The sequence below is a fragment of the Vibrio sp. YT-19(2023) genome (genome assembly GCF_033337395.1).
Genome location: NZ_JAWOQN010000002.1, coordinates 90,161 through 113,557 on the forward strand (window position 1 = coordinate 90,161; position 23,397 = coordinate 113,557).

Genomic DNA, 23,397 nt, shown 5'->3' on the forward strand with positions numbered 1-23,397 from the left:
TGTTTTTAGGGTAAATAAATATAGAGCATAAAATTAATATTGCAAATAGAAATAATATTTGTTCTTATTTCCATCCGTTGGCTTTATAACAACTAAACGGAATTATGGAATGAATAAATTATTGACCCTGACCCCCTTGGCGGTCGCGATTGGTTCTTCATTAGTAGCACCAAGCGCAGTGGCTTCAGAAGAGACGAACTCAACCCCATCAGCAACTGAAACGATTCAAGTCTTCGGTCATCAGTACGAAGGTTATGCTGAACACATGCCTCAATCAGGCACCAAAACCGATGTGGAATGGCTTGATGTGCCACAAGCGGTATCCGTAGTAACGAAAACAGAAATGCAAGACCGAGGCGCGGTGCGCTTAGTGGATGCGCTAGATGGGGTAGCCGGGGTCAATAACACCTTGGGTGAAGGCAGCCGCGATCAGTTCATGATACGTGGTTTTGATTCACTCAACGATATGTACCGTGATGGCTTGCGAGATGACGGTACGTTGCAGTCTTACCGCAGCTTAGCGAATGTTGAACGCGTTGAAATTGTGAAAGGCCCTGCGGGCGCTTTGTATGGCCGTGGCTCGGCTGGGGGCATCATCAACTTGGTGACGAAACGCGCTAACGGTGAGAATTTTACTCACGTAAACGGCAGTGTAGGTAGCAACAACCAGTATGTCGGTCAGGTCGACAGCTCAATGGCGTTTACAGATAAGGTCAACGGGCGTATTAACTTGGAATACCGTCAAGCCGACTCGTACGTTGATCATGTTGATTCAAACGATTTCTTCATTGCACCGACCATTCGTGTGTTACCAGCGGAAGGTCACACCATTGATGTTGACGTGGAATACGCCCATCAAGAACTAGTGCCGTATCGTGGTGTGCCATCAAAAAATGGCAAGCCAGTTGATTTGCCAGTAAGCACTTACTTTGGCGGCACAAACGACTATCAGGAGTCAGACAGTCTCCGTATTGCGGTGGATTACGAATGGCGTCTGAATGATCAATGGGTATGGAACAACCGAGCGGCATTCAACCATATCGAACTTGAGCAAAAAGGCACGCGTCAGGGCAAAGTGACGGGTAATGAAGTGTCTCAAACCGTCAACAACTTTGGTTACGATCCACGTACTACGACCACTTTACAATCTGAGTTGGTTTGGGAAACCAGGGACAATCAATTGATGGTGGGTGCAGATTTCAACCAGATCGATATCGACCTAACGTTGGCAAGTGACAAAACGCTTCCTCCGCAAAATATCTACGACCCAGTCGTTGGTCCAACGCCTGATCCGGGCTTTAAGCCATTTCGTGACAATACCACCGCCACGACAGGTTTGTATGTGCAAGACGTCTATACGTGGGGTGACCTTTCTTTGATCGGTAACGTGCGTTACGACTCGATGGAACTCGAACAACAAAAAGCGGGCTCAGATAAGGAAAAATTGGATGATGACAAAGTCAGCTACCGTGCTGGTTTGGTATACCGCATCAATTCCGACACATCCGTATACGCCAGTTTAGCGCGCTCTTGGCAGTTACCGTACGCTGGTATCTACATCAATCCAAAATTGGCGGAATTCTTCCACACCGACTTAAAAGAGGTGGGTGCGAAAGCGTACCTTTTGGATAACGCATTAATGTTGAATGCGGCACTGTTCCAGATTGATCAAGAGCAACCACAAACTAACGTGGACGGCGATGTGATCGATAAAATTGAAGTGCGTCACCAAGGTATTGAATTAGAGGCTCGCGGTCAAATCACCAAACAGTGGGACATCTCTGTGGGTTACAGCTACTTGGACGCGGAAGACAAAGCCACAGGCAAAAAGCCGAACGATGTATCAGACCACTTGTTCTCTCTTTGGAGCACTTACCAATTGAATGACAACTGGCGTTTAGGCGGTGGTGTGAAGTACGTGGGCGACCGTTACGCAGGTAACGACGAAGCTGTCGCACTTGGCGATTACACAACGGTGGATTTGATGGCGGCGTACACCACTGGTCGTCATAAAATCCAAGCGAACGCTTACAACATTTTGGATGAGAAATACATTCTTGGCGCAACAAACGGCACGTCTGGCTTAAACCAGATTGGCTACGGCGCACCAGCCGAGTTTATGCTCAGCTACGGATATCAGTTCTAGGCTTTTTGTGCGTAGTTAGCGCCTGTTAGCCGATTTTTTCCTCATATTGAGGATGTTTAGCCCCGAGAGCCTACGGGATGTATTCTGCCCGAGGCTCAATTTCTCGCAAAGGAGATCTTAATGTCTTACCAGAATTTGGATGGTAAAGTGCGTGTACGTGCTGGTTTGTCTACCACTTACAGTGTGCTTGCGATTGCAATCGCTTCTGCCACATCCATGAGCGCGGTTGCCGCTCCTGCTAAAAAAGAACAAACTACCGCGATGGAAACCGTCGTTGTCACTGGTAGCGTGATTGGTAAATCTGAAATTGAAGACGTCAAAGAGTACCCAGGTGCTCGTACCGTCATTACCCGCGATCAAATCGAGAAAACCGCCGCAGGCTCGATTGATAACGCGCTACAGCGCGTGCCGGGTATTAAAGTTCAGGATGAAAGCGGAACGGGCGTATTGCCTAACATTTCCGTACGTGGTTTGAAAGCAAGCCGTAGTGGTCATGCTCAGTTCTTGATGGATGGTGTACCGCTAACACTTGCGCCATATGGTCACACTGGTCAGTCTATCTTCCCAGCAACACTGTCGATGCTTGATCGTATTGACATTGTACGCGGTGGTGCCGCAGTACAGTACGGCCCAAACAACGTCGGTGGTGTGATCAACTTAGTGACCAAACCGATTCCACACACGTGGCAAACTGAAATCAGTAACCGCCTTACCGTGTTTGATGGCGGTGATGCGCCGCTGAATGATTTTTACCTACGCACGGGCGGCTGGTTAAGCGACACATTTGCACTACAGTTGGAAGGTAACTTCCTAAAAGGTGAAAGCTTCCGTGAACATTCCGATACGGACGTGAAGAACTTCCAAGCCAAAGCACAGTGGCTACTGAGTGACACTCAAGAGATTCAAGCATTCCTGCAACGTTACGATGCTGAAACGCAAATGCCGGGCGCACTTTCGCCACAAGATTACGAGCAAGATCGTCACCAATCGAAACGTCCTTACGATGATTATGAAGGTAAGTCGACGCGCTGGAGTGTTAAGTACATCCACGATTTGCCATTTGCCGACAGTGCCGAGCTAGAAGTGCTAACGTTTGGCCATAAGTCAGAGCGTCTTTTCAAGTGGGGCTTTAACAGCGCGGGTGGCCATTGGGCGGATCCGGCTCTGCCAGCGACGGACGTTCGTACCTCTCCACGTGAATTTACCGTGTATGGTATAGAGCCAAAAATGGCGATGTACTTTGGCGAAGGTAAATCCGTTACTCAAAACTGGATCGTGGGTACCCGTTATGTTAATGAAGACATTGACTACAAACTCACTCAGACTCCAATCGCCGGTGGTGCAACCAGCGTTCCGCGTGATTGGCATCTAGATACGGACGCGTTTGCTGGATACGTTAGCAACGAAATTGGTTTGTTCAATGATACATTGAAGGTAACGCCTGGGTTGCGTGTTGAGTCGGTTCGAATGACGTTTACCGATCGTGGTAAAAAACAAACGGCAGACAACACCGTGACGGAATGGTTGCCAGGTTTGACGGTGGCATACAACTTAACTGACCAGTGGGTGACGTATGCGAACGCGCAAAAATCACTTCGTGCGCCACAAATTGCCTACATCCGAGGTTTGGGTGAAGAAGGTAGCGAACTGGCTTGGAACTACGAAGTCGGCGCGCGTTACACCCAAGATGCGACCAGCTTTAACGCTGCACTTTATCGCATCGACTTTGAAGATCAATTGCAATGGCAAAGCTCAACGCAGACCTTCGATAACATCGGAAAAACACTTCACCAAGGCATAGAGCTTTCTGCTCGTTACGTGCCTGAAGCACTACCTGCACTGAGTTTAGGCGCAAGCTACAACTATCTAGACGCTACGCTTGAAGAAGAAGGCGCGAATAAAGGTAATCAACTGCCTTACACCTCTAAGCATCAGCTTGGTTGGGATGCAACCTACGCATTTTACGGCATGGACACCACGCTATCGGGCTTCTACTTTAGTGACTCGTATACCGATAACGCCAACACCAGTGCCGAAGATGCAACTGGCGCAACGGGTAAAGTACCATCTTACATGGTGTGGAACTTCAACTTGGGGACGGATTTATACAAAGACGACAAAGGCAAGTTACGCATGAATGTTGCGGTGAACAACTTGTTTGACGAGGAGTATTACTTCCGCGGGATTGATACAAGCCCAGTTGGTCGGTACCCAGCTCCGGGACGCTCTTACACACTGGATCTGAACTATCAGTTTTAAGCGTTTCGTTCACCGAGTTTGAAAAGAAAAGTCGCCAATTTACCTTGGCGACTTTGCCGATCTTAGGTAATGGAAAACTCTTAGCACTGGAAAAAAGCAAGATGAAAAATAAAAAACAATTTACGATCAAACACTTTTCAACCGTTTTGCTGATGCTGTTGAGCTCAGCTTTGATGTCATTTAGCGCATTTTCTCAGGCGCGCAGCGTGCAAGATGAGCAAGGCACTTTTGAGCTAGAAGCGATACCTCAACGTATTGTGGTTTTAGAATTTTCGTTTGTCGATGCATTAGCGGCAGTCGATGTCTCACCTGTAGGCGTCGCCGATGACAACGATGCCACACGAGTCATTCCTGCTGTTCGTGCCAAGGTTGGTCCTTGGCAATCGGTCGGCATGCGCTCGCAACCGAGTTTAGAGGCGATTGCGGTGCTCAAGTCGGATTTGATCATTGCTGATGCAGAACGTCATCGCGCGATTTATCAAGATTTGCAGCGAATTGCGCCAACTTTGCTGTTAAAAAGCCGTGGTGAGACATATCAAGAAAATCTCGAATCCGCACACAAAATCGGCGTGGCAATTGGCAAACAAGCGAAAATGACACAACGAATTGAGCAGCACAAACAGACAATGGCGGAGTTCAAACAGCATTTTGCAACACAAGAAACCATTCAGTTTGGTGTGGTTTCTGACAAAGGGATGTGGTTGCATAGCCCGGTTTCTTACGCTGGGGGCGTTTTGAGTATGCTGGGCATCCAAAGCCCGCTGGCTCCATCTGAGCAAAAAGCGTATATCCCAACCAGTTTCGAACTTTTACTAAAAACCAACCCTGATTGGTTGTTAGTTGGACTTTACTCTCAACCAAATATTGTGGATGAGTGGCGCAAAAATCCATTGTTTAAGTTGCTAACTGCTGCGAAAAAACAGCAACTTGTTGAGGTTTCTCCTGAACTGTGGTCGTTAAATCGCGGCATGTTGGCTGCGGAAGAAATTGCCCGCAATCTTGAAGCGTTATTGGAGCGCTCATGAGTGCGGCGATAAGCTCGGAAAGCGCGTCTTCGGTTAGCAAATCGCATTGGAAAGCGAGCTTGTTTGTCTGTGCTATGGCGTTGTGTACGCTCTCAGGCTATGCAGCCTCAATGATTGGCTGGTCCAACTTTTCTTTGAGCGTTAATGATCTGACAAGCTATTGGTTTGCGTTTGATGAGGGCAATATGCTGCATCAAATCCTCGCGACGCTGCGTGCGCCTCGTGCCTATGCTGGGTTATTAATTGGCGCTTCGCTTGCGGTATCCGGAGTGCTGATGCAAGGATTAACTCGTAACCCTTTGGCGTCGCCATCCATTCTCGGCATTAATGCTGGTGCGGCTTGTTTTATGGCCTTGGCGTCCATCGGCGTACCATTCTTTAGTCAATTGAATCCAATCATCAACGCAGTACTCGGCGCGCTACTAAGTGGTGGTGCGGTCATGTTGTTGGGCGGTTTTTTTTCCGCGCGTTCTCACCCATTGCGTTTAGTGCTAGCGGGCATTGCCATCAGTGCACTGCTGATAGGGTTAACTCGTGCGTCGGTAATTTTGGCGGATGACATGGCTTACAGCGTGTTGCATTGGTTAACGGGTTCACTCTCCGCGGTAGATTCTGAACAGTGGCAGCAACTGTGGCCTTTTGCGACTTTAGGTTTGGTGCTCGCCATGGGCTTAGCGCGAAACTTAAATTTACTCGCGTTGGGGGACGAAGTTGCTGTTGGGCTAGGTGGTAACATTCGTCTTACGCGATTTATCAGTGGTTTAGCGGTTGTGCTGTTGGCAGGAACTAGCGTAGCGATTGCTGGGCCAATTGGCTTTGTCGGGTTGTTAGTGCCGCACTTGGTACGCCCGATTGTTGGTCACAACTATCACATTCTCATTCCGGTTTCCGCCTTGTGTGGCGCGGCATTGGTGACGTGGTCAGATGCTTTATCACGAGCGATTGCTTTTCCGGCTGAAACGCCAGTGGGCGTGATTACCGCGCTGTTGGGCACACCTTGCTTTATCGCGATTGCAATGAGGAAATCATCATGATGAATCAAACCAAACTGTTTGCATTAGTTGGATTGTTGCTGATTGCGTCTTCTCTCACGCTGTTTGTTGGTGCGGCGAACATGTCGGCTCAACAGGTTTTTGCATTACTGTTTTCTTTCTCTGACTCGGACTTTGTGATTCACCAATATCGATTACCGAGAATGTTGCTCGCCATTGGCGTGGGCGCTGGGTTGGGGCTGTCAGGCGTTTTAGTTCAAGGCGTCATCCGTAATCCACTTGCCTCACCAGATTTAATGGGGATAAGCGCCGGAGCAGGACTGGCCGCTACCGCTTGTTTGGTGCTGTATCCGAATGCGCCAGTGGCAATGTTGCCGATGGTCGCCATGGCGGGAGGCTTGCTTGCTGCTGGCTTTATTGCTGTGCTGGCTTACTGGTCGAAACCAACACCAGCACGTTTGGCGCTGATTGGTGTTGCTGTCAGCGCATTTTTAGCCAGCGGTATCGATTTTCTTCTGATTGTGCACCCTATCGAAATCAACACGGCGATGGTATGGCTAACCGGCAGTTTGTGGGGACGAAATTGGCAACAAGTGCCGTTTATTTGGAGTGCTCTATTGCTGCTACTACCATTGGCGTTTTGGCTGGCTTGGCGGCTAGATGTTATGGGACTGGGAGAAGAAAGCGCCACTACACTTGGCACGAAACCAAGACAGATCCAAATTCTTGCGTTGATTGCTGCCGTGCTATTGGCGAGTATCAGTGTGTCTGTGGCAGGCACGATCAGCTTTGTTGGCCTGCTTGCGCCGCATCTTGCGCGTTTGCTGTTTGGCCACAACCACAAGTTGTTGATTCCAGCCGCTGCAACCCTTGGCGCTTTGTTGGTGATTTGCGCCGATGGTTTAGCGAGAGGCTTACAGCCACCAATTGAGCTACCAGCGGGAGTGCTGACATCTGTTATTGGCGCACCATATTTCATTTTTCTTTTGTATCGTTATAGAGGTTGGTAAGCATGTTACGAACGCAGAACTTATCCGTCGCGTACGGCAAACAGACCATCATTCCAGATCTCTCTTTGTCGATTCCTCAAGGTAAAATTACCGCACTAGTTGGTCCAAATGGTTGCGGTAAATCGACACTATTAAAAACCTTGGTACGCATCAATAAACCCGCTTCTGGCCAAGTGTTGTATGACGACAAACCACTAAGCAGCTACGGTGATAAACGCTTGGCGCGTTCGTTGTCTTTGCTGCCGCAGATTCTTGTCAGTCCTGAAGGTATTACCGTCAGAAAACTGGTCGAATATGGCCGCTCGCCTTATCTCTCTCATTGGGGCCGGTTAAGTCAACAAGACAAGACCTTAGTCGAGCAAGCAATGCAAGATACTGGCGTGATTGAGTTTGCTGACAAGCCAGTTGAATCGCTGTCTGGCGGTCAAAGGCAAAGGGCGTGGATTGCGATGGTAATGGCGCAAGATACCGACGTAGTGATGCTTGATGAGCCAACCACTTACTTGGATCTCTCTCACCAAGTTGAGCTGATGAAACTCATGAGGCAGATGAACGACAAAGGCAAAACAGTGGTCGTAGTGCTGCACGATCTAAACCAAGCGTGCCGTTACTGCGATCATTTGGTGGTGTTGGAAAAAGGTCAGTTAGTCACGCAGGGAACACCGCAAGAGGTACTGACAGAAGGTATGTTGGCATCGGTGTTTGATTTACAAGCGAGAGTATTTAACGACCCAATCTCAGGCACGCCGATGTGTGTGGCGGTGTAGGTTTACGTCTTTCGAAAGCTATCTGCAATAAAAACGTCGATCCATAAAAACAAACCCCGCTAGTAACAAAGTCGCTAGCGGGGTTTGTTGTTTTTAAGAGCGTCCTTAATGTGGCGTTTAAGCCAGTTTAAATGTTGCTACTTTCGAGTTGAGATCCTCAGCTTGCGATTTCAGCTCAGCAGATTGATTCATCGATTCTTCGGCACCAACTACCAAGTGATCGGTCACATCTTTAATGGACGTGACGTTTTGCGTGATTTCATTGGTTACGTGCGTTTGCTCTTCGGCGGCGGTCGCGATTTGCGTTGCCATATCGCTGATCAGCGCAACGGCCGCGTTGATTTCATCCAGAGCCAGTGCTGCGCGATCAGCATCTTCCACCGAACCTTGCGCGAGCTGGTTGAGCTCACCGATGACAACGCTCGCTTGGTTGACTTCAGAAGACAAATTATTGATGGACGATTTGGAGTTGATCACCAACTCATGACCGTTTTGTGTGCTTGCTGAAGAGTCTTGAGCGGCTTTAGCCGTCTGCTCTGCATGTGCTGCAATCTCTTGCGTTGCCGATGCCATTTCAGTCACAGCGGTCGCCACCATAGTGATTTCTTGTTGCTGATGGTTCAGATCGGAAACCGATTGATTCGCGCGATTCGTGCTCAGCTCCGATTGTTGGCTCAGTTCTTCCGCTTGGTGACGAATGTGACCAATAAGTTGCTGCAAACTTTCAACGAACTGGTTGAAGTTTTCAGCCAGCTCACCAACTTCGTCACGGTTTTCTACTTTGATGCGTTGAGTTAGGTCGCCGCTGCCGTTTGCGATTTGTGCGAGCGCATTCGAAACGTTGTAGAGCGGACGGAACAAGATGTTACATAACAGATTAAACAAAGCTACACAGATAACGACGACGATGGTGGTTGCGATGATCTGATCCCAAACAGCATCGTAGAGTGGGGCAACCAACGAGTTTTGATCTAACACCGTCACTGTTGTGAGCTGGGTACCCTCTATGTGGCGCGCGTAAATCACATATTCGGTGCCGTTAATAGAGACGCGACGCTCTGTACCTGAACGTGCGGCAGACGTAATGTCGTTGTTGTTGAGGCCTAACTCGCTAACCGGTTGATTCAGCAGTTTACCGTTGTTATGAGTGAAAATATTGCCCTGTTCATTGGCAATAAACATATAACCTTCACCCGGTAGGATCACTTGGTTGAGACTGTTCAGGATATCACCGATCTCTACGTCAGCACCCAGAACGACGGTTTGACCATGCAATTGCAGGGCTTTACCGAGCGACACGACGTTAGCCCCCGTGGCAGCTGCGACGGTCGGGTTATCCATAAAGACTTTCGATGGGTTGGCGATTGCATTGGTGTACCAGCCCCACTTACGAGGATCGTTATTACCTGGTGGCAAAACCACCCCATTAGCGTTGTCTTGTGACCCGTCCGGGTAAGCGAGGAAAACGTTATCGAACGCGCCAGAGTCTCGGACTTGTTTCAAATGCGTAACCAGAGAACGTTTCTCTGAATCAGAAGAGAGTGAAGTTAGTGCGCGCTCTTTAGAGAGTAGCCAGTCCTTTACGTATTGATTGTAAGATGCGCTAGTGCTTTCTAGTCGCTGTGCGACTTCGACATCGAGCCTATTTAATGAATCTCGAAAAGACAGCCCCTCTACCAGCACTCCCCCTAGAATGATGGCGGCACTGGCAGAGATTGCCAGTTTGTTTTTTAATGATAGATTTTTGAACATAAAGCGAATAATAGATCTTTGAATAATAGTTGTTGTGTTTTTATTCTCATCAGTGCTCTCTGCGCTGTTGAATATGCAGCAGAAAGTCAGATTCGAATCTGTTCAATAATTATATTTTATTGCTCAAAATAAATACTGACTCCATGTCGCGAATTTGAGTTTTACACCAAATAAGCAAAAGGATTTGGAACGATATTATTTATGTATTTGTAAAGTAAGTATTTGTCGATTTTTGTAAATGAGAATTGATTTCAATAAATGGTGATCTTTATCACATTTACGTGTCTGATAATCCATTAAAAATGTGAAGGTTATAGCACCGGATATATATTGATTAGCTTAATCATTGTTATGGGCAATCGTTATGCGCAGTATATTGTTAGTCCCCGCGTTATTAGTGTCAGGGTGTGCTCTGATACAACAGTCGACGCCGATTCAACCTGACGCTAACTGGCACGTGGACCAGTTATCGAACGGTATGAAATACCATCTTTATCCAACAGAAGACCAAGAAGTCTCGGTCCGTTTGGTGATGAATATCGGCTCATTCCAAGAAACATCTTCTCAAAAGGGTTACGCTCACTTTGTTGAGCATATGGCGTTTAATGGTAGTGAGCATTTTACCGGTAACGACGTTGTCAAACTTTTCGAGCAATCTGGTGGTAGCTTTGGCGCTGATATCAACGCTTTTACCAGTTATCAGCAAACGTCTTACCAACTTGACCTTGCGAATAATACGAAGCTAGAAGATGCCCTGAAGTGGATGAGAGATATCGGTAACGGACTTGAGTTTACTCCTGAGCAAGTAGAGAAAGAAAAAGGGGTGATTCTTGGGGAATGGCGACGTGCTAATCCGGATGATAAGTCCTTTTCTATGCATGCTTACCAAGCCTCGATTGAAGGCACTATGTATGGTGAGCATGACCCAATTGGTACTCGCGAAGCGATTCAAAACGCTTCCTCGAGTAAGTTAAAGGCGTTTTACGACAAGTGGTACCAGCCACAAAATGCCGAGTTGATTGTGACTGGTAATATCGACGTAGATTCACTGTCCAAGATTATCAAAAGCAAGTTCTCGAACTGGGAAAGTACCTCGGATACGGTAATAGAGAAGCGCCGTGATATTCGAGTGAACAACGAAAACAGAATCTTGCCAAGTAACACGATGGAATCACCAAGTCTTCATTTAGTGATTGAGCGTGGTCTAAGTGGCAGCGCGACGATTGAGCAACAACATGAAGTGTGGCGCGATGAAGTCGCAACACAACTCATTCAACAGCGTTTGATCCGTGTACTCAGTGATGCCGCTGAACCTTTTCAATACGCTTATGCAGAGCCCTATTACTCTAACTATCAGCGTATGATGTCGGCAGGGATTTCGTTTGCACCAGATCGCCGCGAACAAATGCACCAGACTTTCATTCGTACCTTGGCGTCATTGAGAGATTATGGTGCGACTCAATCCGAGTTAGATAGCGTTATGTCAAATTGGCAAGGTGAACTTGCAAATATTGATTCAGATTGGAGTCAGCGTAAGCCAAACAGTTACGCAGAAGCACGTGTTTTTCAAATTGGACAAGACAGTGTCAGCCAATCAAAAGAGAATTATGCCCAGAGTTTGGCAGAATTCATCAACAACGAGAATTTAGAGAGCATTAACACACAATTGACGGCTTTGTTATCTCAGCAGCCAAGCTTTTTTATTGGTTTGGGGAAAAGCGAAACGTCAGAACAGTTCAATGGTGTATTTGCCGCTCTAAACAGTGCCTATCTTCAAACTGGCGAAAAACCGTTAGAGATGTATGACAAAGTGGATGGATTCTTAAAGCCTACCCAGGAAGGCAGCATCACGAGCATGCGTCAGGAAGCGGGTGGTTTTCAAGTCTATACGCTATCAAACGGTGTCGAAGTGTGGTTCCAAAAAGATACTAAAGCGGGTGGTCGAGCGTATATTTACTATGCGAGCCAAGGTGGTAAAGCCGCTGTTGATCCGACGTTGTATGCCGCTTATGAAATCGCAGCAACAACGGCAATACGCAGTGGGTTAGGGGCATTTTCTGGTTCAGAGCTAGATAGCTACTTACGCAAAAACAACATTGCGCTTGGCGCGATGCTTGATGCGACCAGTCACGGAGCGCAAATTACGGCGCCAAATACGCACCTAACCGATGCTTTGAATGGACTATACAACCTAGCGACGGAGATTAAAGTCGACGAGCGCCAGATGGCGGCAGCGAAGCAAGAGTTTAAACAGCAGAGCGGCGCTTTTTTTGAATCACCGATGGGAAAACTGATTCAAAAAGCAAACGGCAATTCTTATTTGCCGGGGAGTCGTCATCGTATAGTGTCCAGTGATGATGTTGAACAAGTGACTTCCGAGCAGATACTAGCGGTGCATGAGCAACTTTTCAAAACCAATGATGGTTTTAAGATGGTTATTGTTGCAAACGTAGAGCCGGAAGAAATTACACCACTTTTGCGTAAGTATGTGGCCTCTATCGAAATGAAACCTAGTCGTTCGATTGATTATCGCGTTGCGTTTAACCCGGAAGTGCCGGAGCGAACTGTGGTTGCGGATGGGCATGAACCTTCATCGTTGTATGTAATGCGTTTGACTAATACGAGCGATTACCAACGTACGGCAAGAGACACGGTTATCGAAGATATTTTGCAACGTATTAGTAATGCGCGTGTTTTGGATATTGTGCGAGAAGAGTCTAGCCTTGATTACAGCCCAAGCATTTACACCATGACACAAGATCGCGAACCCATCTCTGATTGGCTTTTGGAGTCTCAAGTCGAGCCCGAAGACGTGGCTCTTTTAGAGAGTAAACTGGGCAAAGTGTTTGATGATTTAGCGTCAAATATTACCCAAAAAGAAGTGGATACGGCCGCGAAACAACTGGCAGTCGCGATGCAAGGATTGGATGACAACCCAGCACAGAGATCATGGGCATATACTCGTTATTTGGTGCATGATTACGGCGTCGATGTGTTACTTGACGTTGAGAAAGTGGCTAAAAGTGTGACGTTAGATGAAGTGAAAGCGCATGCAAAATCAGCTTTTGGTCCACAAGCAAAACGCTCGGTGATGGTTTTAAATCCGGCCGAATAATCACGTAGTTTCTGACGAAAATCGTGGCAATAGTAATAAAAAAGACGGCGTGAAAGCCGTCTTTTTTAAGCACTTTAATCAAAGCTTTTATGCTGATTTACGCGCAAGTCGCTTTTCATTGTTGGTGTTGTTTTCTTTTGTGATCGCACTGTCTTGAGCCTTACCCTTTAACGTTACCACTTCCTTTTCAGGTAATTCGGCTGCTTCACCAAAGAATTTGCCACCAGGTTCAATGCTGAGGTTATTGCTCCAGATCCTACCGCTTACGCGTCCCTTGGCAAGCACTTGAATGTGTTCTGCGTGACAGTTTCCGTCCATCATGCCATTAATGATCAGCTGTTTAGCGTAGATTTCACCGTTTACTCGCCCGCTTTCTGCGACAACGAGAGTGCCTTCCACGTTAATTTGACCATCGACGATGCCATCAATCTGGACATCGTTTTCTACTTTGAGTTCTCCGCTAAGAGAACAGCCTTTGGCGATGAGAGTTGAAGCTGCTGAGCTACTCGTTGTTCCACTGTTTTGATTAAAGATTCCCATCGTATTCTTCGCTCCTTAGTAAAAATGTCTTCGAAATCATTAAGGCTCCAATCGACAAATGGTTTCGGATTCAGTGCTCGCCCAACAAATCGCACCTCGTAATGCAGGTGAGGGCCAGAAGAGAGCCCACTGTTGCCGGAAATTGCAATCAGCTGCCCTTTTTTGACGAACTGACCACTTTTTACTTTGAACGCTTTCAAGTGCGAATAAGAACTCGAAAAACCGAAAGAATGTTGCAGCCTGAGGAAGTTACCAGAGCCTTTATTACTGCGGCGGGTGACTTCCACTACCCCATCGGCAGGGGCATAAATTTTGGTGCCGATATTTACGGCAAAATCGAGCCCACGATGCATCTTGGCAACTTTTGTCACCGGATGGATACGCTTACCGAATCCGGAAGATAGCCGTACCTTGCCGACTGGAGAACCACTTGGTATTTGGTTTAATAACACCATGCGAACGTTTGAGGTTATCGCCGCCGCATCGAGCCTAGCATCCAAGTTATTTGTCGAGGTATGTTCTCCAACCCCAAGCACTTTCTCTAATTCACCCAAACGTTCCGAAACAAGTTGTACCCGTTCTTCCCGTTCTGAAAGGTCATTTTCTAGCTCTGATTTAAGTGTTTTCAGTGTGCTGAGCTCTTCACCCATGGTGCGTGAATGCTCTGTCAATTCAGCTTGTTTTAACGCTGCATTATCAACGCGAGTGTACAAGTGATGAATTAAGATTACGGTCGCGGCCAGAGCAACAACAAAAAAAACGAAAAACGTTTTTATGTTACGTTGCATCCTTTTACTGAAGTACCAATGTCTTGAGCCATTGATAGTTGATATAGAGATCGTCAACTGGTCTTTCATCGTCTTCTATTGCTCGTATTTGGTATACGTCTCGTCACTGAGTTAGTAGGAATGTAAGGAAAACGAGTAGGGACCGCCAGAGGCAAATTGGAAAGAAGTGTCAGGTCGTGAGGCGTTTTCAGATATTAGATAAAAGAATCAATAAAGATTTAATATTCTGCTGATTTTGGTCGTAATTACTCCAAATCGCTTCATTTAACTGAATATTATGATTTTTAAGGCGGTTATCCGAGAAATTGGATTGTGAATATTGCCAATAGCATCCGCACGCAATTCAACTTACTTCACGGTTTGCCTTATAAATGTTGGATAATTTATCAAACCGACATTCATTACATCGATAACTTGTTTATGATAGCGGTTGATATAAAGCACTATTCATTGGCTTTAAACCTAAGCGTTACATTTCGTTTAGGAACACATAACTATGACAACGGAGTTGGTCGTGAAAAAACTACTATTGGCTACAGCAGTGGTCGCAGCAGCAGGGGGCGCTGGCTACCTGTACCAAAACAATACTACCGCGAGTGATGCAGGCTCACTGTTAACGCAAGTTCCTGCAGATTCACTTATGGTGACGTATCAGACAGAACCTTTTAACCATTATAAATACATGAACGCATTCGGTACGGCGAATCAAGGCTCGATTGCAGAACTTTTTGCCGATGAACCACTGTCTCCACAACAGCAGTTTGCAGTTAACTTATTCGATGGATACCTAGAGAGTGCTGCGTCGCCAGAAACATTAAAAGCTTATTTGGGCACCGGGGAAAACATTAATCCTGTGTTGTACACAATTGGTATGGTACCCGTGTACAAAGTGGATATTGAAGACCCTGCCGCGTTATGGAAAACACTGGATCATGAAGAGCAGATGAGCGGCGCTAAGCATGAGTTGGTTAAGCTTGGTGAAGTCGAGTATCGTCGTTACGAGATGACTGATTCAATTGACCCGCAGGACGGTATTGGCTTGGTTGTAGCCGTGGTTGATAACGTGCTTACGTTAACGGTTGATGTTCCGCAACTGGGCGTTCAAAACCCGATTAAAATGGCATTAGGGCTTGAAGCACCAAGTCAAAATATTGCTGACAGTGGACGCCTTGAGGCGTTGCAAGCCAAATACGGTGAAAACAACAACTCTTTTGGTTACTTTGATCATCGCGAAGTGATTAAAGGTTTGACGACGAAAGATGGCAATATGTTTGCTCGTCAAATCAGCACGTTGGATGCAATAGATCCTGAACCAACTATTGAGGAAATGCGTTCACCAGCCTGCCATACTGAGCTTACTCAAGTTGCAGAAAACTGGCCTCAGTCCGTCGCGTTTGCAGAATACAAGATGAAAGGCGATCAGGCGTTCATTAAAGGTTCTTTTGTTGTTGAGTCCAACAGTAAAGTGATTCTAGATGCGCTCAAGTCGATTCGTGGTGTATTGGCAGAGTCTAAAAGTGATAAGAGTTTCTTTAGTATGGCGCTTGGTTTAGACATTAATACGCTAGCGCCATCGATTGGTCAGATTTGGGCTGACTTGACTCAGCCTCAATACCAATGCTCTTTATTGACGCAAATGCAGCAAGAGATGGGCGGCCAGAATCCAGCTGCCGCTGTAAGCATGGGGTCAGGCATGGTTAACGGCCTCAAAGGGTTAAGCCTGCAAATGTTTGATATCAAAGTAGATACTAATGCTCAGCATGGTGAAGTATTTAGCCAGCTAGATGGTATGTTGTCTCTTTCTGCCAATGATCCAATGATGCTTATTCAAACTGCGCAAATGTTCGTTCCTGAACTTGCTCAATTGCAAATTCAACCGGATAACCAACCTGTTAATGTCAGTGACCTATTAGAAATGCATACTGGCATGAAGGTGGACGTGTTTGCTCGTCTAAACGAAAACCATTTCACCCTTTACAGTGGTGATAGTGCTGCGGAAGCAAGCAAAGAAGTGATGGCGCAATCACTTTCTCCAAATGGCTTGTTCAGCTTTGATTTTGATTCAGAGCGTATTTTGGAAGTGTTAGAGAGTGCGTCGTCAATCACAGGGGAGCCGGTTCCGGATGATGTTGTCAAAAGCTTACAAGGCGAGCTTGTTGGTGGTATGACGATGGACGTGACAGACCAAGGTATTGGTTTTGAGTTTGATTACCGTGGTGCAACTAAACCTGTAACGGTTGCACAACAGTAACACATTGAGTAGAAAAAGGCGGCATATGCCGCCTTTTGTTATTATGTACCGTATTAAAAAGCGAGTGGGAAGAGCGACGCTTACTCATCTATTTGAGGATGAGAGTATTGCTGATATTCAGGTAACTCTTTTCTTAAATTACTAAATGTCGCCCATGCACTTTCTTTTGAGAGTTTGTTGATCAGCCAGTTTGGCAATAGACCTCCGGGGTCAGCAAACGCCTTGTATTCCACGAGTGTTGTATCGTTTGTGAGTTTTTGTAACTCCCAAGTCGCATCAACCGAGCGAATTCGAACATAACCATTTTGTTCAGCAAGATATGAGTCAGGTGCGCTTTTGATTTCTATGGTGAATCCCAGCTCATCGACCCAGTACTTTGAGTAGGTGACCATATCCCGATTTTTGGCAGGCCATGGTGCTTTAAACTGGGTGTAAACGATGTTCTCGGTGGCCGATATCTGATTTAAAACCCGGCTATGACTGGCATTGTCAATCCAGTTCGGGATATTGTCACTGTCTTCCAGTAGCGTTAAAAATGCACCATAGCTGGTGGGTGTGAACATCCGGGCACGGATCTCAACTAAACCGTCACTATGTTCTCGGGAGTAAATTGTGATTCCATCCTTGTCACTCTCGAACTGCCAGTTCTCGTTGGCGCTCGCATCAGTGCCAGCGGATATCAATGTGGCGAGTGTTAAGGCGCCCATTCTTAAATGCAACATCATGTTAGTATCCGCCAACTTTTCCTAAATTTAAGTTTATACGATTTGTTGTAGCTATAAGGACAATAGTATGTTTTTTGTTATTGTTCTGAAGGTTGCTCTGCACTGAAGCCACGTTGAATGTTGGTGAAGGTAAGCGATGCAAATATTACGATAACGATCGCTAGATGCCATGCTTGACTCAATCCAAGCTGCACCAGAGTTAAGCTGACCAATGAGGAGACGACCATTTGTCCACCACCAGACATTGCCGCTGCGGCACCTGCTTGCTTTTTATAAGGTTGCATTACCATCGCTTGTGCACAAGGTAGGGCAATACCATTACCCAAGATCATTAATAGCTGTCCTAGCATCAGAAATAGAGGCTCAACAGGACAGAAAAATAACCATATTGCGGCAGCGAGGTGAAGAAATGGGGTGCAGAGCAGCATTTTTTTATTGCCAATAATTGGCCTTACTCGGTTACAAATCGTGGTACCACATAACATACCCAAAGCGGGAATGAGCGCCCACATCGCGTATTGAGCGGAGGTCATGCCAATTTGATCTTGCATGATAAATGGCATCACAGAGACTGTCGTAATCATTAAGCTGAAGTTTAACCAACTGATACTGGCGAAACTCATAAAGTAACGAGACGTAAGTAAGCTCTTGTATTGGAGTAACATTTTTCGGGGTGACGGAATGACAGAACGTTTTGTGATGGTTTCTGTGAACTTAAAGGCGATGATTACCCAAGCCAGCGAGACATAGCCCAATAGAGAAATAAACACCATACTCCAACCGAAGTGGAAGTTGATAAAGCCGCCAATCACAGGTGCAATAAGTGGCGTGATTGAAGCCGCCATGGCGATGTAAGACATTGCCACTGGGAGTTCATCCCCGCTAAATCTATCTCGAGTCGACGCCCTCGCGAGTACCGCGCAGCATCCTGTACCTAACCCTTGTAAAAAGCGCCCCATCACCATCCCTGTAAATGTGTCACTGAAGAAAATAATCATCAGCAGACCAGACATCGCGATGAGTAAACCGGTAAGTAATACTCTTTTTCGTCCTAAAGCATCTGACACTGGCCCGTAGATAAATTGAGAGGGGCCAAAGCCGAGCAAATAAATACTCACAAGTAGTTGAGCTTGGTCGAGGGAGATGGAAAAGTCTTTTGCTATCCATGGCAAAGAGGGCATGACTAGCCCCATGCTCAACTGGCCAACGCTAATAATAAGACAGGCGAGTAGTATAGTATGAGAGTTGATTGGGCGACTCATGACTGGTCTCCATTCAAACAACCTTTTTGGCGTCGTGATCTTAAGCCGCCTTCGTCATCCACTTCATTTAGCTTTGCTTTGACCCGCTTCACAGTCGATAGACTGACTTCGCATTGCTCTGCTACGTTTTGCAATGTGTAGCCTTCTAGCAGCAACGTTGCGATCTGTTGGTGTTTGGTTTTGTTTGCGGGGCGGCCGCGAAACTTCTGTTTCCATAATTCTGGCTGCTCTTTAATGGCCTGTCGCCCTTGCTCTGCGGCAAACAGGCGATGTTCAGTCTGCACTTTCCCATATCCAGATAACACTGTGAGTAGTGTTTGAGTTTGAACAGAACCTGGCTCAAAAGTTAGTGATTCACATACGGTTTTCAATGTTACCCCTTTATCGAGTAGCATTTTTATTGTGTTCAATGCTTGACTAAAGTCGCGACCAAATGCGGTCAGCCACCAGAGCACAATCGTATCCCCAGTTCTAACGGAATCGAGCAGTTGTAAGAATGCCTCTCTCTCGGTTGGAGGCATGCAACCACGAACCTTATCCTCAAAATGCTGAGCTTCGGGAGCAAAAGCTTTTAGAGTATTAAGGTGCTCTTGGTAAGCTCGATTTTTTGGCGAATAACGAGTGTAAAGATACGTGGTCATAAGGATTATGAGCCTTTTTTTGTTTGGTTCATATAGTGTAATAGCTCATAAATATACATGGGTTCATTAATGCTTACAACACTAAATGAGCCGTTTGGGAGTCAGAGGCAAATAAAAAAGCCAACCGAATGGCTGGCTATAGCTATTTAAGCTTTTGTTGTCTGGCGCTCGATTAACTTCACTGGCACCATCATTTTTACTAGGCTGCCGTTTTTCGTATTAATTTGATCAACAATGATCTTCACGCACTCGCGAGCGAGGCGACGGAAATCCTGGCGGAACGTGGTTAATTGATAGCTTAACCATTCTGTCTGAGGAATATTATCAAAACCAATGACTTGTAAGTCCTGAGGAATCCTCAACCCGCATTCTATACGGGCGATATCCATGACCGCCATCGCAAGGTTATCGGTTGCACAGAACACTGCTTCAGGCCGATTTTTGTCTGCCAGTATGGCACGGACTTTATCAAGTGAGCTCGCGTAGTCATAGCTGGCTTCAATGATGCGTGGCGTCTTGCCGGTTAGGTCTTCAAATTCAGAGCAGAAGCCGCTTTGGCGTTCGTCATTCGTAAAGGTTGGCACTTCTCCCGTCAAATAAACCGCGTTCTTCACGCCACTTTTGTGCAGAAGTTGCGCGGCTTGTTGGCCTGCTTCGTAGTTGTCACTGATAACGTAGCTACTCCTAGTACCTTCAACAACTCGTGCGTATTGAACAATTGGGATATTAAACTCTTCACATTCTTCATAAAGGGACTTATTGAAGGTTGCGGAAGCAGCAATGACACCATCGACGCGATACTGGAAGATATTTGGGATTGAGTGGCCCTCTTCTTCATCCACTTGCCATGGAATCAATACGGCAGAATAACCTTTTTTCTGTAACTCACTGGAAATTAATTGCAGTGTTTTCATATGGATAGTGTAATCCGCATCAGGAAACACTAAACCTATCAATTTCGATTCGTTTGTGGTCAGGCTACGTGCAAAGGCGTTAGGGCGGTAGTTAAGGGCTTTAGCCGCTTCAAAGACTTTTTGCTTGGTCTTTTCGGATACTGAGCTACCCGGAACAAACACGCGCGATACAGTAGATTGAGAGACGCCTGCCATCTTTGCCACATCTTTTGATGTGACTACGTGTTTAATTGATTTCATGAATAAAACTTAGTTGCCAGTAATTGAGGTCATAAGACTAGCATAAATAGGTACGTATTCATAAATGTTCTGACGGGGTATCCTAAGTAGAATAATGGCTTTGGAGTGTTAAAAAGCAAAATGTGGGTTAACCCATTTAGTTTGCTTTGAGCTAGCACTAGATCTAGTGCGTAGATACTGTCCGTTTGTTGGACGTACAGTATCTACGTAAAGAACATTAATTTGCTTGTTTGACTGCAACTTTACGTTTCGGGGAGAGGAGTGAATACCCCATGTATCCGATGCAAGCGGTTGCGACAAGAATAGAGCAGCCACGCATAAAGTTAATCAGCATAGGAGCGTTGTCGGTAAACGCGTTGATTCCCCATAGCATCACGAGTGAGAATACAAACATTACTAGCAAGCCATAACACGGTGCATCGATTTTACCAGGAATGACGTACCATCCATCTTCCTTAATCGGCTTGTTTAAACGAGCGTACTCCGCTTGCTGGCCTTTAATTGTGTAAAGGTGCATTTCTTCCTGTTTGCCTGTTAGGAGAAGGCTTGCGGCGTAGGCGACAACGGCATTCACAAGGACGCCAATCACGCAATACCAAGGCCACGCAATATCGGTCGCGACGGCTACATACCAAATCACCAAGAAGCTAGCAGCAACGCCAATCAACAAGCCTTTTTCCGTAATGTGTTTTGAGTAGAACCCAAGGACAAACATACAGAAGCTCGCACCGACAAAGTAAGAGCCTGCCTTACTCAGCACTTCCAGTACCGAGCCTGTGCTGGTGGCAAACATGATCGCTGGAATGATGACCAAAATCGCCCACGCCACCGTGAAGAAACGCGATACCTTTAAGTAATGCTCTTCCGACTCGTTTTGCTTGTAGAAGCGTTTGTAAAAGTCAGCCACAGAAACGGTCGCCATTGAGTTAAATGCGGAATCGAGACTCGACATACTTGCCGCCAGAATCGCAGCGGCAATGATGCCCATCAAGCCCGGCATTCCATATTCACTCGCATAATGAAGAATGATGGTGTTGCCGTTTTCAAACTCTTTACCGTCGTAATAAGCGTTGAACAGGACGCCAAGTAGGATAAAGACAAAGTAAATAAAGAAGGCCACATAGCCCATCATCAACATTGCCTTTTTCGCATCGCCCATGTTTTTCGCGGCCATACAACGTTGTACCATCATCTGGTTACCGCCATACACGGTGGTGTGGAACATCGTCATTGCGATAACGCCGGCCCATACCGTCGTTACTTGGCTTAGGTCAAAACTTGTTTGTAGGGCATCGGTCATTCCTTTCGCTTTGAGTTCTGCCATGACCTCCGTCATTGGAGCAGGCATGCCATTCCAAACGGCTTCAATGATGATGAATGCGCCAATAAATAAGATTACTGCTTGAATCACATCGGTCCAAATGACAGCCGCGATACCGCCCATTACGGTGTAGATAAGGGCAATTGCAGTGACGATCATGATGCAGTACATCACGTCGATACCAGTAATGAACTCTAAAATCATTGCTGTCGCATAGAGTACCGCTGCCGAGCTCAATGCTTGTTTGATAAGGAAGATAAACGACAAAGTCAGTCGTGAAGCCTTACCGAAGCGTCGTTCTTGATACTCGTAGATGGAGGTTAAACCGTTGTTGTAGAAAAACGGCATAAACACAGCCACGATGAAGAAGATCACCAGCGGATAATTTAGGTGAATCGCGATAACCGACAGGCCTTCTTTGTAAGACCAAGCTGGCCCGCCAAGGAACGACATGGCACTCACGTAAGTACAAACGACAGAAATACCGATCGCCCACCAAGGGATGCTCTTATCACCCAAGGCGAATTGGCTAGCCGAAGTGACTCGCTTTCCGATTACTGCACCCAGTACTAGCGTGAGGGCGATGTATCCCCCAAGGATGCTCCAGTTAAGTGCGCCAAACTCATGCATAATTAGGTCCTTCTAACTGTTCTTTCATTTGTGCAAACACGTCATAGCCAAGTTGCAGCAGGATATGAACGATGTCGATCGCCACCCAGTTTTCTTTCAGTAAATCTCCTTCGCGTCGCCAAATGTCCATAACGCGAAGTTCGATGTGTTTTCCTGTTGGGGCAAGACCGAGCCAGCCACTGTGACCAGTGTGAGTACCATGCATATGTGGCCAACCACCTGTGGATACGTAGTCATTTTTGGCCAAAAAATTGACCTCAATATCGACACTTCGATCTGGGAACGCAAACACAAATGGCGCTTGGTGCTGGTTACGGAAACCTTTGATACCGCGCGTCGTGCCAATACCTGCTGGGCCGTACCACATAAAGTCATTGTGCCAGTAGTTTTCAAGATCCATCGAGAAAAGATCTTTGCCATCAAAACGACCCAAGCAAGACAGCATATCTTCAACCAACTGAGCGCTCTTTTCACTTTCTTCCAAAGACACAACAGATTGTTGAATACCGTTAGAAGTTGCAGGAGAAGGGATCAAGCCATCGTGGCCTAAGCTCTTTCTAAGAGGGTTGTTGCCAGCTTGATTCATCGCATCGATGAAGTCTGGAATCATGTAAGATTCGGTGATTTGGTCGTTCTCCACACACACCATTTCGGTGTAACGCAAGTAGAGTGTTTTCCCTGTTGCTGGGATGCCAAACAGTGGTTGTTCAAATGTACCGATAAAGTAGCCGGTAGAGTTGTACCAAGTGCGGCCTTCGTATTCGCCGTGCATAATAATTATTGGTCGGCGCTCGGCGTCAGGCAAAGCATTACCAAGTGGTGAGAGGAAAGATTCGTGGGTTGCATCTGGGCCATTAAGATCGTTCACAGGGTGCGCCACGCACCATTTTACGTCAGGGTTCAAAGTTTGCAGAGCGGCCTGTTTTTGCTCGATGTCTGCGGCTTTGAAGTAGTTCTGGTAGAACTGTTCGATGATGTTGAGTGACATATTGCTTCCTTACTGTCTGTGATTTTAATAA

General features: G+C 46.4%; 17 protein-coding genes. 8 read left to right on the forward strand and 9 right to left on the reverse strand.

Annotated elements, in window-relative coordinates; translation table 11 throughout:
• Positions 1-109: 109 nt before the first annotated feature.
• From R7E78_RS02480 to fecE, 6 genes are all read left to right on the forward strand, one after another.
• Positions 110-2,146: a TonB-dependent siderophore receptor gene (locus R7E78_RS02480; RefSeq protein ID WP_318057606.1), complete on the forward strand. Its 2,037-nt coding sequence runs from the start codon at positions 110-112 to the stop codon at positions 2,144-2,146.
• A 120-nt stretch (positions 2,147-2,266) separates the two neighbouring features.
• Entirely contained in the window at positions 2,267-4,405 is a 2,139-nt protein-coding gene (gene pvuA, locus R7E78_RS02485; protein ID WP_053303931.1) for a TonB-dependent siderophore vibrioferrin receptor PvuA, read from the forward strand.
• 101 nt (positions 4,406-4,506) lie between these two features.
• Positions 4,507-5,430: a Fe(3+) dicitrate ABC transporter substrate-binding protein FecB gene (locus R7E78_RS02490; protein ID WP_318057607.1), complete on the forward strand. Its 924-nt coding sequence runs from the start codon at positions 4,507-4,509 to the stop codon at positions 5,428-5,430.
• 74 nt (positions 5,431-5,504) lie between these two features.
• A complete protein-coding gene (locus R7E78_RS02495) occupies positions 5,505-6,464 on the forward strand; it encodes a FecCD family ABC transporter permease (RefSeq protein ID WP_370687806.1) in 960 nt (319 codons plus the stop codon).
• Complete coding sequence (locus tag R7E78_RS02500) at positions 6,461-7,432, forward strand: FecCD family ABC transporter permease (protein WP_005383459.1); 972 nt, start codon at positions 6,461-6,463, stop codon at positions 7,430-7,432. Before R7E78_RS02495 ends, R7E78_RS02500 begins: the two co-directional genes overlap by 4 nt.
• 2 nt (positions 7,433-7,434) lie before the next feature.
• Positions 7,435-8,199: a Fe(3+) dicitrate ABC transporter ATP-binding protein FecE gene (gene fecE / locus R7E78_RS02505; protein WP_054575393.1), complete on the forward strand. Its 765-nt coding sequence runs from the start codon at positions 7,435-7,437 to the stop codon at positions 8,197-8,199.
• A gap of 117 nt (positions 8,200-8,316) precedes the next feature.
• Here fecE and R7E78_RS02510 read toward each other — a convergent pair whose 3' ends face one another.
• Entirely contained in the window at positions 8,317-9,951 is a 1,635-nt protein-coding gene (locus tag R7E78_RS02510) for a methyl-accepting chemotaxis protein (RefSeq protein ID WP_318057608.1), read from the reverse strand.
• A 364-nt stretch (positions 9,952-10,315) separates the two neighbouring features.
• Between R7E78_RS02510 and R7E78_RS02515 the strand changes: the two genes are divergently transcribed.
• On the forward strand, positions 10,316-13,066 hold the full coding sequence (locus R7E78_RS02515) for a M16 family metallopeptidase (protein ID WP_318057609.1): 2,751 nt from the start codon (positions 10,316-10,318) through the stop codon (positions 13,064-13,066).
• Positions 13,067-13,153: 87 nt separating this feature from the next.
• On the opposite strand, the gene R7E78_RS02520 is transcribed toward R7E78_RS02515, so the two are convergent.
• Both R7E78_RS02520 and R7E78_RS02525 read right to left on the reverse strand, forming a co-directional pair.
• Positions 13,154-13,606 (reverse strand): polymer-forming cytoskeletal protein, encoded by a 453-nt coding sequence (locus R7E78_RS02520; RefSeq protein ID WP_080773744.1) that lies wholly within the window; start codon positions 13,604-13,606, stop codon positions 13,154-13,156.
• Entirely contained in the window at positions 13,510-14,463 is a 954-nt protein-coding gene (locus tag R7E78_RS02525; RefSeq protein WP_053307982.1) for a M23 family metallopeptidase, read from the reverse strand. Before R7E78_RS02525 ends, R7E78_RS02520 begins: the two co-directional genes overlap by 97 nt.
• Before the next feature lie 427 nt (positions 14,464-14,890).
• On the opposite strand from R7E78_RS02525, the gene R7E78_RS02530 reads away from it, so the two are divergent.
• On the forward strand, positions 14,891-16,645 hold the full coding sequence (locus R7E78_RS02530) for a hypothetical protein (protein ID WP_318057610.1): 1,755 nt from the start codon (positions 14,891-14,893) through the stop codon (positions 16,643-16,645).
• Positions 16,646-16,725: 80 nt separating this feature from the next.
• Here R7E78_RS02530 and R7E78_RS02535 read toward each other — a convergent pair whose 3' ends face one another.
• The 6 genes from R7E78_RS02535 to R7E78_RS02560 form a co-directional block, all read right to left on the reverse strand.
• Complete coding sequence (locus R7E78_RS02535; protein ID WP_102970221.1) at positions 16,726-17,370, reverse strand: START domain-containing protein; 645 nt, start codon at positions 17,368-17,370, stop codon at positions 16,726-16,728.
• A gap of 77 nt (positions 17,371-17,447) precedes the next feature.
• Complete coding sequence (locus R7E78_RS02540) at positions 17,448-18,632, reverse strand: multidrug effflux MFS transporter (RefSeq protein WP_318057611.1); 1,185 nt, start codon at positions 18,630-18,632, stop codon at positions 17,448-17,450.
• A complete protein-coding gene (locus R7E78_RS02545; protein ID WP_054576561.1) occupies positions 18,629-19,273 on the reverse strand; it encodes a recombinase family protein in 645 nt (214 codons plus the stop codon). The genes R7E78_RS02540 and R7E78_RS02545 overlap by 4 nt, the downstream gene beginning before the upstream one ends.
• A 146-nt stretch (positions 19,274-19,419) precedes the next feature.
• Positions 19,420-20,427, reverse strand: a complete 1,008-nt coding sequence (locus R7E78_RS02550; protein WP_318057612.1) for a LacI family DNA-binding transcriptional regulator — start codon at positions 20,425-20,427, stop codon at positions 19,420-19,422.
• A 217-nt stretch (positions 20,428-20,644) separates the two neighbouring features.
• Positions 20,645-22,378: a sodium:solute symporter family transporter gene (locus R7E78_RS02555; protein WP_206970575.1), complete on the reverse strand. Its 1,734-nt coding sequence runs from the start codon at positions 22,376-22,378 to the stop codon at positions 20,645-20,647.
• Positions 22,371-23,366 (reverse strand): ester cyclase, encoded by a 996-nt coding sequence (locus R7E78_RS02560; protein WP_318057613.1) that lies wholly within the window; start codon positions 23,364-23,366, stop codon positions 22,371-22,373. Before R7E78_RS02560 ends, R7E78_RS02555 begins: the two co-directional genes overlap by 8 nt.
• Positions 23,367-23,397: the final 31 nt, after the last annotated feature.

What these genes read in the sequence shown, in the direction of transcription:
- R7E78_RS02480 (WP_318057606.1), top strand. Translation starts at nt 110, where the DNA reads ATGAATAAATTATTGACCCTGACCCCCTTGGCGGTCGCGATTGGTTCT.
- pvuA (WP_053303931.1), top strand. Translation starts at nt 2,267, where the DNA reads ATGTCTTACCAGAATTTGGATGGTAAAGTGCGTGTACGTGCTGGTTTG.
- R7E78_RS02490 (WP_318057607.1), top strand. Translation starts at nt 4,507, where the DNA reads ATGAAAAATAAAAAACAATTTACGATCAAACACTTTTCAACCGTTTTG.
- R7E78_RS02495 (WP_370687806.1), top strand. Translation starts at nt 5,505, where the DNA reads ATGGCGTTGTGTACGCTCTCAGGCTATGCAGCCTCAATGATTGGCTGG.
- R7E78_RS02500 (WP_005383459.1), top strand. Translation starts at nt 6,461, where the DNA reads ATGATGAATCAAACCAAACTGTTTGCATTAGTTGGATTGTTGCTGATT.
- fecE (WP_054575393.1), top strand. Translation starts at nt 7,435, where the DNA reads ATGTTACGAACGCAGAACTTATCCGTCGCGTACGGCAAACAGACCATC.
- R7E78_RS02510 (WP_318057608.1), bottom strand. Translation starts at nt 9,951, where the DNA reads ATGTTCAAAAATCTATCATTAAAAAACAAACTGGCAATCTCTGCCAGT.
- R7E78_RS02515 (WP_318057609.1), top strand. Translation starts at nt 10,316, where the DNA reads ATGCGCAGTATATTGTTAGTCCCCGCGTTATTAGTGTCAGGGTGTGCT.
- R7E78_RS02520 (WP_080773744.1), bottom strand. Translation starts at nt 13,606, where the DNA reads ATGGGAATCTTTAATCAAAACAGTGGAACAACGAGTAGCTCAGCAGCT.
- R7E78_RS02525 (WP_053307982.1), bottom strand. Translation starts at nt 14,463, where the DNA reads ATGAAAGACCAGTTGACGATCTCTATATCAACTATCAATGGCTCAAGA.
- R7E78_RS02530 (WP_318057610.1), top strand. Translation starts at nt 14,891, where the DNA reads ATGACAACGGAGTTGGTCGTGAAAAAACTACTATTGGCTACAGCAGTG.
- R7E78_RS02535 (WP_102970221.1), bottom strand. Translation starts at nt 17,370, where the DNA reads ATGATGTTGCATTTAAGAATGGGCGCCTTAACACTCGCCACATTGATA.
- R7E78_RS02540 (WP_318057611.1), bottom strand. Translation starts at nt 18,632, where the DNA reads ATGAGTCGCCCAATCAACTCTCATACTATACTACTCGCCTGTCTTATT.
- R7E78_RS02545 (WP_054576561.1), bottom strand. Translation starts at nt 19,273, where the DNA reads ATGACCACGTATCTTTACACTCGTTATTCGCCAAAAAATCGAGCTTAC.
- R7E78_RS02550 (WP_318057612.1), bottom strand. Translation starts at nt 20,427, where the DNA reads ATGAAATCAATTAAACACGTAGTCACATCAAAAGATGTGGCAAAGATG.
- R7E78_RS02555 (WP_206970575.1), bottom strand. Translation starts at nt 22,378, where the DNA reads ATGCATGAGTTTGGCGCACTTAACTGGAGCATCCTTGGGGGATACATC.
- R7E78_RS02560 (WP_318057613.1), bottom strand. Translation starts at nt 23,366, where the DNA reads ATGTCACTCAACATCATCGAACAGTTCTACCAGAACTACTTCAAAGCC.